Origin of the sequence: Pantoea sp. YR525 (genome assembly GCF_900116775.1) — a bacterium.
In the GTDB taxonomy this organism is placed as follows: domain Bacteria; phylum Pseudomonadota; class Gammaproteobacteria; order Enterobacterales; family Enterobacteriaceae; genus Pantoea; species Pantoea symbiotica.
Genome location: NZ_FPBU01000002.1, coordinates 337911 through 348959, shown reverse-complemented (window position 1 = coordinate 348959; position 11049 = coordinate 337911). Strand labels below are relative to the sequence as shown.

10 protein-coding genes are annotated in these 11049 nt (G+C 59.8%); 4 read left to right on the top strand and 6 right to left on the bottom strand.

Annotated elements, in window-relative coordinates:
• Positions 1–4: 4 nt before the first annotated feature.
• The 4 genes from cobA to BM323_RS05110 all read left to right on the top strand — a co-directional run bounded on the left by cobA (position 5) and on the right by BM323_RS05110 (position 4994).
• Complete coding sequence (gene cobA / locus BM323_RS05125) at positions 5–835, top strand: uroporphyrinogen-III C-methyltransferase (protein WP_008107714.1); 831 nt, start codon at positions 5–7, stop codon at positions 833–835.
• Positions 836–1355: 520 nt separating this feature from the next.
• Positions 1356–2507 carry a flagellar biosynthesis protein FlhB gene (gene flhB, locus BM323_RS05120; protein WP_008110543.1) on the top strand — a complete coding sequence of 384 codons (1152 nt, stop codon included), beginning with the start codon at positions 1356–1358 and terminating at the stop codon, positions 2505–2507.
• Entirely contained in the window at positions 2500–4587 is a 2088-nt protein-coding gene (flhA, locus tag BM323_RS05115) for a flagellar biosynthesis protein FlhA (RefSeq protein WP_008110540.1), read from the top strand. Before flhB ends, flhA begins: the two co-directional genes overlap by 8 nt.
• Positions 4587–4994, top strand: coding sequence for a flagellar protein FlhE (locus BM323_RS05110; RefSeq protein ID WP_008110538.1), 408 nt, complete (start codon positions 4587–4589; stop codon positions 4992–4994). Before flhA ends, BM323_RS05110 begins: the two co-directional genes overlap by 1 nt.
• Before the next feature lie 45 nt (positions 4995–5039).
• On the opposite strand, the gene BM323_RS05105 is transcribed toward BM323_RS05110, so the two are convergent.
• The 6 genes from BM323_RS05105 to BM323_RS05080 all read right to left on the bottom strand — a co-directional run bounded on the left by BM323_RS05105 (position 5040) and on the right by BM323_RS05080 (position 11049).
• The gene (locus tag BM323_RS05105) at positions 5040–6353 is read right to left on the bottom strand and encodes a c-type cytochrome (protein WP_008110537.1); all 1314 of its coding nucleotides are present in this window, start codon (positions 6351–6353) and stop codon (positions 5040–5042) included.
• A gap of 10 nt (positions 6354–6363) precedes the next feature.
• Entirely contained in the window at positions 6364–7965 is a 1602-nt protein-coding gene (locus BM323_RS05100; RefSeq protein ID WP_008110536.1) for a GMC family oxidoreductase, read from the bottom strand.
• The gene (locus BM323_RS05095) at positions 7958–8485 is read right to left on the bottom strand and encodes a sugar dehydrogenase complex small subunit (RefSeq protein WP_008110533.1); all 528 of its coding nucleotides are present in this window, start codon (positions 8483–8485) and stop codon (positions 7958–7960) included. The genes BM323_RS05100 and BM323_RS05095 overlap by 8 nt, the downstream gene beginning before the upstream one ends.
• Positions 8486–8500: 15 nt before the next feature.
• Positions 8501–8956 carry a GlcG/HbpS family heme-binding protein gene (locus BM323_RS05090; RefSeq protein WP_008110530.1) on the bottom strand — a complete coding sequence of 152 codons (456 nt, stop codon included), beginning with the start codon at positions 8954–8956 and terminating at the stop codon, positions 8501–8503.
• A gap of 116 nt (positions 8957–9072) precedes the next feature.
• Positions 9073–9957: an NAD(P)-dependent oxidoreductase gene (locus BM323_RS05085; protein WP_008110528.1), complete on the bottom strand. Its 885-nt coding sequence runs from the start codon at positions 9955–9957 to the stop codon at positions 9073–9075.
• A 3-nt stretch (positions 9958–9960) separates the two neighbouring features.
• Complete coding sequence (locus BM323_RS05080; protein WP_008110526.1) at positions 9961–11049, bottom strand: 4-oxalomesaconate tautomerase; 1089 nt, start codon at positions 11047–11049, stop codon at positions 9961–9963.

The window sequence follows — 11049 nt, the reverse complement described above, 5'->3', positions numbered from 1 at the left end:
CATCATGACGCAAGCCAGTGAATCCCTCGACAAGCTGTTTAATCCGCGTGACGGCGAACAGGCGCAAGGTGGCGTCTGGCTGGTTGGTGCCGGGCCGGGCGACGTAGAACTGCTCACCTTAAAAGCCTGGCGGCTGATCAACAGCGCTGATGTGGTGGTGTATGACCGGTTGGTGAGCGAGGCGATCATGGCGGAAGTGCCGCCGGAGACGCTGGCGATTGATGTCGGCAAGAAGCCCGGCAGCCACGGTTTGAAGCAGGCACAAATTAATCAGCTGCTGGTGGATTTAGCCCGCAGCGGGCGGCAAGTGGTGCGGCTCAAAGGCGGCGATCCCTTTATTTTCGGGCGCGGCGGTGAAGAGATGCTCTATCTGCAACAGGCGGGAATCACCTGCCAGATCGTGCCGGGTATTACCGCCGCCGCCGGATGCGCGGCAGCCAGCGGCATTCCGCTAACGCACCGCGATTGCGCACAGTCGCTGCGGTTAATTACCGGCCACGGCAAAAGCGGTGAACCGCAGCTGGATGATGCCAGCCTCGCCGCCGATAATCAGACGCTGGTGTTTTACATGGGGCTGAAATGGAGCGCCAGCATCAGCGCACAGCTGCAGGCGCAGGGCCGCAGCGCGCAGACGCCGGTGGCCATTATTGAGAATGGCACGCGCGCCGATCAGCGGGTGATGATCACCACGCTGGCTGAGCTGGCGCATACCGTTGAGGTACAACAAGCACAATCACCGGCGTTATTGTTGGTTGGTGACGTGGTGCGCTTTTATCGCCATCCGGTCAGCATTGACGCACATTCGAGTAGGGTAGCGGCGCCATTTATTGCGTAAGGCTTTATTCGTGCGGGCGCTGACACATCTGTTGCGTCACGGGCCGTCCTCGCGCCGCTAACGCGGTGCCTTCGGCTTCCACGTTGTGCCAACGGACCGTTCGGGGATCGGCCGTCCTGGCCGGCCCCGAACTGCCTCACGCATCCATGCGTGAGGCTCCTGGCCCAACGTAAAAGCCTCAGCGCTGCGAATGCCCCTTTTGCCGCAGCAGACGTGCCAGCGCCTGCAAAAAATGAGCCCTTTTTAACAACATGCACGTCAGTTAAGCATCTTTCGGTCACCATAAATGGCGACCCTACAAAGGATTGGCGCGTTTTTCGTAGGGTGCGCATTCATGCGCACCTGCATACATATGCAAACCAATGCTTAACTGAGCGGCATTAAGCCATTTATGGCTACCCATCAGCCCGCAATTTCACTTATGGCTAAATAAGCTCACATTTCCCCCCTTTAATCCGCGCTTTAGCCTGACGGGGTTTTGGCATTCTATGCTCAGAATTCCTGCCAGCTGAGGTATGTCGTGGCTGAAGAGAGTAACGAGGACAAAACAGAATCGCCCACACCCCACCGACTTGAAAAAGCGCGTGAGGAGGGGCAGATTCCGCGTTCGCGCGAGCTGACTTCAGTGATGATGCTGTTGATTGGATTGCTGATCCTGTGGGTCGGCGGCAACAGTATGGCGGAGCGTCTGGCCAGTATGGTCGCCACCGGTTTTCGTTTTGATCACGGCATGGTCAGCGATGACAAAGTGATCATCGGCCACATTGGCAGCCTGATTAAGCAGGCGGTGATCGCGCTGCTGCCGCTGATGGGCGGTTTAGTGGTAGTGGCGATTGCCGGACCGATGGCGCTGGGCGGCCTTAACTTCAGCGGCAAATCCATCAAGTTCGATCTCAAAAAGCTTAACCCGCTCACCGGAATCGGCCGCATGTTCTCCGGTCAAACCGCCGCTGAGCTGGTGAAGTCGATTATGAAAGCGGTGCTGGTGGGCATCGTTGCCGGTTGGTACATCTGGAGCCACTGGCAAGAGATGCTGCGTTTGATGAGCGAATCACCCATCAACGCGCTGCATCATGGTTTATCGATGATCGCTGCCTGCTGCGGGTTGATCATGCTCGGCCTGTTCCCGATGGTCGGTTTTGACGTGTTCTGGCAGCTTTATAGCTACTTTAAAAAGCTGAAGATGACGCGTCAGGAAATTCGCGACGAACACAAACAGAACGAAGGTGACCCGCACGTTAAAGGTCGTATTCGTCAGGCGATGCGTGCCGCCGCTCGTCGGCGCATGATGGCCGATGTACCGAAAGCCGATGTTATCGTCACCAACCCAACGCACTACTCGGTGGCGCTGAAGTATCAGGAAGGCAAGATGAGCGCGCCGAAAGTGATTGCCAAAGGCGCCGGCGATATCGCGCTGAAAATTCGTGAGCTCGCCAAAGAGCACCGTATCCCGATTCTCGAAGCACCGCCGCTGGCGCGTGCGTTGTATCGACACACAGAAATTGGTCAGTTCATCCCCGGCGCGCTGTACGGCGCGGTGGCAGAAGTGCTGGCCTGGGTTTGGCAGCTGCGACGCTGGAAGCGCGAAGGCGGCCTGATTCCAAACAAACCAAAAAACCTGCCGGTTCCGGCAGACATGGACTTTGCAGGAGAGAACACTAACGATGGCTAATTTAGCCGAGAAGCTGCGTTTACCAGGCAACTTTAAAGACACGCAATGGCAGGTGCTGGCTGGGCCGGTACTGATCATGTTGATCCTGTCGATGATGGTGCTGCCGTTACCCGCATTCATTCTTGACCTGCTGTTCACCTTTAACATTGCGCTGTCGATCATGGTGCTGCTGGTGGCGATGTTCACCCAGCGCACGCTGGAGTTCGCCGCATTCCCGACCATTCTGCTGTTCTCGACGCTGCTGCGTCTGGCGCTGAACGTCGCCTCAACCCGTATCATTTTGCTGGAAGGCCATACCGGTGCCGATGCCGCCGGACGCGTGGTGGAAGCCTTTGGTCACTTCCTCGTTGGCGGTAACTTCGCCATCGGTATCGTGGTGTTCATCATCCTCGTTATCATCAACTTCATGGTCATCACCAAGGGTGCGGGACGTATCGCTGAAGTCGGCGCGCGTTTTGTGCTGGATGGTATGCCGGGTAAGCAGATGGCGATCGATGCCGACCTCAACGCCGGTTTAATTGGCGAACAGGAAGCCAAGCAACGCCGTACCGAAGTGACGCAGGAAGCCGACTTCTACGGCTCGATGGACGGTGCGAGTAAATTTGTTCGTGGTGATGCCATCGCCGGCATTTTGATCATGGTGATCAACATCATCGGCGGCCTGTTGGTCGGTGTGGTGCAGCACGGCATGGATCTCGGTCATGCGGGCGAAACCTACACGCTGTTAACCATCGGTGATGGCCTGGTGGCGCAGATCCCGGCGCTGGTGATCTCCACCGCTGCGGGTGTCATTGTGACGCGCGTGGGCACCGATCAGGATGTCGGCGAGCAGATGGTGACCCAGCTGTTCAAGAACCCGCGCGTGCTGATGCTGAGTGGCGGCGTGATTGGTTTGCTCGGCCTGGTGCCGGGCATGCCAAACCTGGTGTTCCTGCTGTTTACCGCTGCGCTGCTGGGTCTTGCCTGGTGGTTGCGCGGTCGCGAAATGCAGCCAAAGAAACCAACCGAAGCCTCAAGCCTTGTGAAGACCCAGGAAACGCCGGCTACCGTGGAAGCATCATGGACCGATGTGCAGCTGGAAGATTCGCTGGGTATGGAAGTGGGATATCGCCTGATTCCGATGGTCGATCACCTGCAAAACGGCGAACTGCTGGGGCGTATCCGCAGTATTCGTAAGAAGGTGGCGCAGGAGGTCGGCTTCCTGCCGCCGGTGGTGCATATCCGTGACAACATGGAGCTGCCGCCCGCGCGTTACCGCATCCTGATGAAAGGCGTGGAAATTGGCAGCGGTGATGCTTATCCGGGACGCTGGATGGCGATCAACCCAGGCACCGCCGCCGGTTCGCTGCCGGGCGAGCCGACTGTCGATCCGGCCTTTGGTCTGGCGGCGATCTGGATCGATAGCGCCCTGAAAGAGCAGGCGCAGATTCAGGGCTTTACCGTGGTTGAGGCCAGCACCGTGGTGGCAACGCACCTCAATCACCTGATCGGACAATACGCCAGCGAGCTGTTTGGCCGTCAGGAAGCGCAACAGCTGTTGGATCGCGTTACGCAAGAGATGCCGAAGCTGACCGAAGATCTGGTGCCGGGCGTCATCACCCTGACCACGCTGCATAAAGTGCTGCAAAACCTGCTGACCGAGCGCGTCTCGATTCGCGATATGCGCACCATTATTGAAACCCTTGCGGAACACGCGCCGGTACAGAACGATCCGCAAGAGCTGACCAGCGTAGTGCGTGTGGCGCTGGGACGTGCGATTACCCAGCAATGGTTCCCTGGCAACGGCGAAGTGCAGGTAATTGGCCTCGATGCCACGCTGGAACGTCTGCTGCTGCAGGCGCTGCAGGGCGGCGGTGGGCTTGAGCCGGGTCTGGCGGATCGCTTACTGGTGCAAGCGCAAGGCGCACTGCAGCAGCAAGAGATGGCGGGTGCGCCGCCGGTGCTGCTGGTCAATCATCCGTTGCGTGCGCTGCTGGCGCGCTTCCTGCGCCGCAACCTGCCGCAGCTGATTGTGCTGTCGAATATGGAGCTGACCGACAACCGTCAGATCCGCATGACCGCCACCATTGGAGGCAAGTAATGCGTCGCTGGTGCTGGGCATTGATGATGTTGCCGATGATGGCGCTGCCGCTGGCTGCCGATGCGGCCAGCGGTGCCTGGAGCGCCAGCGCCAGTGGCCCAAGCATTGGCGTGCGCGGTAACTGGCTGATGACGCCTGCGCTGCGTGCGCCTTCCAGCGCGCCGGGTAACATCTCGCTGGTGAACTGGCGTTATCAACTCAGCCGTCCTGCGCCTTCGGGTTTGCTGGTACGCTTGTGTGCGGGCGATCGTTGTGTCGAAATCGAAGGGGCCAGCGGCAGTACGCGTGGCTTAGCCAATGTGGCGGCGGAAGAGACGCTGCATCTGGCGTTTGGCTTTCAGGGGAAGGGCGCATTGCCGCCGGGCTTTCGCGTGGTGAGCAGTGAAGTGACCGTGAATTATCAGTAACGCGTGTTACATCGGCGGCGCATCCTGCGCCGCCGAGTGCGTTAATTAAGGCTTATCTCCCTGACCGTAAATCGGAGGTGAAGCCAGTTTTGCATCCTCTCTTAATTCTCTAACCTGCTTCGCATCCACTTTGGCCGCCGCCGGATTACCAAACTGCTGGGTCACAAAGTTACTGACATCCGCCACCTGCTGGTCACTCAGTTCAGGGGCAAAAGGCGGCATAAAAACTTCGCCCTCGGTCATATTGCGATGTACGCCGTTGAGGATCACCGATACCACGTTCAGCGCATCTGCCGCGCCGGTGCTGGTGTGATGGAACAGTGATGGATAGGCATGGAATCCGCTGCCCGATCCCGCACCTTCCGCGCCATGACAGCTGGCACAGTTACCGGCAAACAGCACCGCGCCGGGCTGAGCATTGCGGGTTGCGTCATCGGCACCGCGCAGTGCAATCAGCGCGGTGGAAGGTTGTCCCCAGCTGTCGCGCGCACGGGTTTGCTGCGCGTCCGGCTGTGGCTTGACGCTGCGCAGATAGGTGGCGATGTCCTGCAGATCACTCTCCGGCAGATATTGCAGGCTGTGCTCAATCGCTTCGGCCATCGGACCGGAGGCGCTGGCTTTGTTGGCGACAAACCCGGTTTTCAGGTAGGTCACCAGCTGCTGCTGGCTCCAGTCACCGATGCCTGCCTGCTTATCTGGCGTAATGTTGTACGCCATCCAACCGCCGAGATCGCCGCCCGCCAGCGCTTTATCGTTATCCATGCCCATGGTCAGATTACGCGGCGTATGACAGGTGCCGCAATGCGCCAGCGCTTCAACCAGATAACGACCATTATTCCACTGCGCGCTCTGCTGCGTATCAGTCTGCAATTCGCCCTTATCGAAGTTGAACCACTTCCAGAAGCGCATGCCCCAGCGCTGGTTGAACGGGAACGGCAGGTCGGTTTGCGGTGAAGTCTGATGCACCGGCGGCATCGACAGCAGATAGGCCTTGATCGCCAGCACATCGTCGCGCTTCATTTTGGTGAAGGAGTCATACGGCATTGCCGGATAGAGCTGCTCGCCGTTTTTGCCAATGCCGTCGCGCACTGCGGCCACGAACTGATCGTCGCTCCAGCTGCCGATACCGTACTGCTTATCGGAGGAGATATTGCTGCCCCAGATCTGGCCGAAAGGCGTACTGACCGCAAAGCCGCCGCCAAACAGCGGGCCGTTGGTGGCGGTGTGACAGGCAGTACAGTCACCGGCGCGCGCCAGATATTCGCCGCGCTTAATCTGGGCGGTATTGTCCGCCGCCTGCGCCATGGCGCACTGCATCAGGACCACCGCGATAGCGGCCTGAATAAATACAGGTTTCATCGGGTGCTCCTTACAAGCTTGCCAGAACGCTATCGGCCATACGCAGCGCCAGCGCGGTGCCGGTCAGCGTTGAGTTAACCGTCGAGGCCGACGGCATAATGCCGGTGCCGGCGATAAACAGGTTCGGGTGATCGTGGGTGCGGCAGTGACCATCCACCACCGAATCCTGCGGATTGCTGCCCATGATCATGGTGCCGGTGATGTGCTGGTTGTTGTCGTAAACGCCGCGCTTGCTGTAAACCGCTTCCGTTCCGCCCATCTCTTTCACCATGCGCTGGAAGTCGATCATCGACTGGTCATAGCCGCGATGCACATATTCCGGGAAGCTGTAGTAAACCTCGAGGCGTGGAATACCCCACGCATCCTTCTCGGTTTTGCTCAGCGTGACGCGGTTTTGCGGCTCCGGCAGCATCTCCAGCAAACACTTCAGCTGGACAAAGCGCTCGGCCTGGAAGGCCAGCTTGTCGTTAAGTGCCTTGCCGTAATAGCCCTGACGCACCAGACGTTCGGTGAGGTAGCGCACCGGCGAGGTGTTGGCGAGGTCGATACGCAGCGCCGAACGCTCGCCACGAAAATCACCGTCGCGCATATTATTGATGCTGCCAGGACGCATCGGTCCACGTCCAAACCACACCGGCTCATCGGCGTAAAATTCTACTGACGATCCCGGATGATCCATCAGGTTGCGGCCCACCATGCCGGAACTGTTGGCAATGCCGTTCGGGTAGCGATCGCTGGTGGAGAGCAGCAGAATTTTCGGGCTTTCGATGCCGTTGGCGGTCAGGACAAACTGTTTGCCGGTCACGCGATGGCGCGCTTTGTTTTGGTCGAGATAGTGCACCGCCTGAATGGTGCCTTTGTCGTCGGCCTCAATGCGGAACACCACCGCGTTGGTAACGATTTTGACACCGGCATCCAGCGCCTTACGCGCGGCGATGCCGCCGTGATACTGCGCATCAATCGGGCAAACCGGCATGCAGTTATTGTTGCCACAGCAGGCCGGACGACCGTCATAGGCGATGCTGTTACGCGCCTGCGGGCCAATGCCCACCTCATAACCCAGCGGACCGAGACGCTGCTTCAGGCGATCGAAACCGTACGGCAGCGGAATGCCCGGCAGCGGGTAAGGGCGCGAACGCGGCGAGGCCAGATCGCTATCGCCAGAAACGCCCATCTGGTATTCGGCGTCGCAATAATAGGGTTCCAGCTCGTCATAGCTGATCGGCCAGTCGCGGCCAATGCCGTACAGTGACTGAATGCGCATATCGTTTGGCAACAGGCGGAACGCTTGTCCAGCCCAGTGCCATGTGGTGCCGCCGGTGCCGCGCAGATATTGGGCGCGATAGGGATCCGGGCCTTTCTGGATCAGGTAGTTGTTATCACTGGGAATAAATTTCGGCTGCGGCGCCCACGGTTGCGGCGGATAAGGTTCGGTGAAGTCGCCCTTAAACGGCGAGTTGCGGAAATACTCCACCACCTGATCGCGCTTAATCTCCGGGCCGGACTCCAGCATCAATACCGATGCGCCGGCTTTAGCCATTTTCAGCGCCGCCAGTGAACCAGCAATCCCGGCGCCAATCACTACCACATCGGCGCTTAATGAATCAGACATGTGCTCTCCTTGCAGGCGGCTGCGTCCAGAAGTTAGGTTGCCCCGGCGCGTAGCTCGGCGGTAACAGGGAATCGCGTAGCAGCTGATAACTGACGATGTTCTCAAAAGCGATGCATTGCGGGCGCGGCAGCGGGCCAACAACGCCGAGATACCAGCCGGAAACCAGCGCCTGATAAAGATCGTTAAGGGCTTTGGGATGCGTACTCAGCAGCGCCAGCAGGCTGCTGCCGTTGGCGGCAGGTTGCTGTTGCAGCAGCGCGTTGAGCGTATCGAGCTGGCTATCCAGCTGCGGGAAGTGGTCGTGCAGCCAGCTGTAAAGGCGCTGCGCCAGCAGGGCATCCGGCTGTTCCAGTCCGGTTAATCGGGTGGAAATCGCAGTGAAACTGGCAGAAGGCGCGACTGCGGCGGCCAGCGGCGGCGAGGCGAAAGCCAGGCTGCCGGGAAGCGCCTGGGTCAGGACGCCAGCCACCAGCAGGCCCGCCGTGCCGGTCAGCAACCGGCGGCGTGAAAGAGTCATCATGGAAATTCCCGAAAGTTATTTCAGCGCCTGAGCGGCAGCCTCTGAAGCCTGGTTATCCAGATCCTGTTTGGGAGTGCTGACGCCGACCGCGCCGACCACTTCATTTTGCAGCGTGAGCGGGAAACCGCCGCCGAGTGCCACAGCGTGCGGGATGGCGAGCACCGTGGTTTCGCCGCTCTGCAGACGCTGCATAAATTTCAGGGAAGGGGCGTGATATAGAGCCGAAGTACGTGCTTTGCCAATCGCGGCATCGACACAGCCCGGCGACGCGCCGTCAAGGCGCTGGAAGGCCAGCAGCGTGCCGCTGGCATCAACCACCGCCACGCAGCCGGTGCTGTGCTGGGCGCTGATGCTGTTTTTCACACTGGTGATAACCTGGTTGGTGTGGCTGGCGTCCAGCGCGGCTGCGCTGGCCTGGCCAATACCCGCTGCCAGCAGCAGGGAAAGGGTGACAGATGCTCTAATCTTCATGTTTTGCTTCCGATATTTATTGTTTTATAACCTGCTTCTCGTCTCGCTTACGCTACGCCGTTGCAAAAATGTAAACAATTGCCGATAAACAAAACGCATACCTTTGGGCGTATAACTCATTGAGGTGGATAGAGCTTATCCAGCGTCTCTTGCCAAACGAACGGCGTGAGTTGTTGATAGCGCAGGGCGCGGGCGTTTAACGCATCTACCAGCCCTTGTTGGGTGGTAACAATCGCTGCGCTCATGGCGGCCGGTACCTTGACGTCCTGCAGCGTTTTCACCACTTCCTGCATCTCTTCAGCACGTCGCTGACCGTGCTCCGCCACGCGGCTGATCAGGTAGTGTGGCAGCTGATCGTTCCAGCCCATCGACGGGAAGCTGGCATGCAGCGAATCGAGCACCGCTTGCTCTACGCCGTACTGGCGCGCCGCGCTCAGACATTCGGTGGTCAGCGCTTCGAGGCCTTTGATCATCACGCTGCGGCACATCTTAATCGCCGAGGCTTCACCCACTTCGCTACCCAGCAGGCGGCTGTTGAGGCCCAGCTGGTCCAGCAGCGGCTGCACCCGTTCAGCCTGCGCACCGCCAATCAGCAGCGGCGTCGCCAGCCGCTTGGGTGGCACCGGCGCCATCACCGCCACGTCGATATAGCTGGCACCCGCAGCGTAAATCACTTCAGCTGCTGCCCGTTTGGTGTGCGGCGCGACGGAATTGAGATCGAGAAAATGCTGCCCGGCCTGTAACAGCGCTGCCGCCTGCTGCGCCACGTTGAGTGCCTGCGACGCGGTAACGGTGGAGAACACCAGCGCGGCATCCTGCAGCGCATCGGCCAGTGAAGCTGCCAGCCGCACGCCGCCTTGTTGCGCTTTTTGCTGCAGCGCGGGCAGGGTTTCTGCCGCGAGGGCTTTGCGGTCCCACACCGTCACCGCGTTGCCTTGCGCCTGTAAGTCATGGGCGAGAATGCCGCCCGCTTCGCCAAATCCGATAAAGGTGATGTTCATTAATTACTCCTTGCTGAATGGCCAGACCGCCGCCGGAATCATGACGTCACCGGCAAAGATGGCGCGTGCGGTGCGCAGTAAACCGCAACCCGCTAGCGGGTTATCGCCTTCGCGCTGCAGCAGCACGCTGAATTCGCCGCTGGGATGTTCCACGCTTAGGCGCTGTTGAGGTTGTTGGCTGGTACGCGCCAGTCCGTCGGCGACGCTGCCGGGGATCAGGCAGGCGCTGGCGACGCTCACCGCGCCGAGCACGCCAATCGAGGCGTGGCAGCGGTGCGGAATAAAGGTGCGTGAGCTGATCGCGCCGCCGTGACGCGCTTCGGCCAGCAGCGTGACTTTGGGCACCGTACGCTGGCTGACATCCCCTAAGTTCATCCGTGGTCCGGCCTGCAGGCGAATCGACTCCAGCCGCTGCTTGAGCTCGCTGTCGCTGTCTAACGCGTCGCGGCTTTCATAGCCGCTGCGATTGACATCCGCCGCACGGATTAAAATCACCGGCATGCCGTTGTCGATGCAGGTGACATCGATGCCATCAAAACAGTCGCGCGGCTGGCCGGTCGGCAACAGCGCGCCACAGCTCGATCCGGCAATGTCTTTGAAGGTGAGGGCGATCTCGCCTGCGCTGCCGGGTACGCCATCAATGCGCAGATCACCGTCATAGTCGACTTCACCGTCGGGCGTGGCGAACTCTGCTTCGGCAATCTGCCCGGTGTTCTGCATAAAGATGCGCACGCGGGTGCGTTGATTGCCTGCCTTTACCAACCCGCGTTCCACGGCGAAAGGCCCGACGGCGGCGAGGATATTGCCGCAGTTTTGTCCGTAATCGACGCTGGGTTGATCGACGTTGACTTGAGCAAACAGGTAATCGACATCGGCATCGTCCCGCCGCGAAGCGCTGACGATCGCCACTTTGCTGGTGAGCGGATCGGCCCCGCCGAGACCGTCAATCTGGCGGATATCGGGCGATCCCATCACCGCCAGCAGCACCCGATCGCGGGCCGCAGGATCTGCGGGCAGATCCTGCGCCAGAAAACAGGCGGCTTTGGAGGTGCCGCCGCGCATCAGTAAGCAGGGAATGCGACGCTGGCGCAT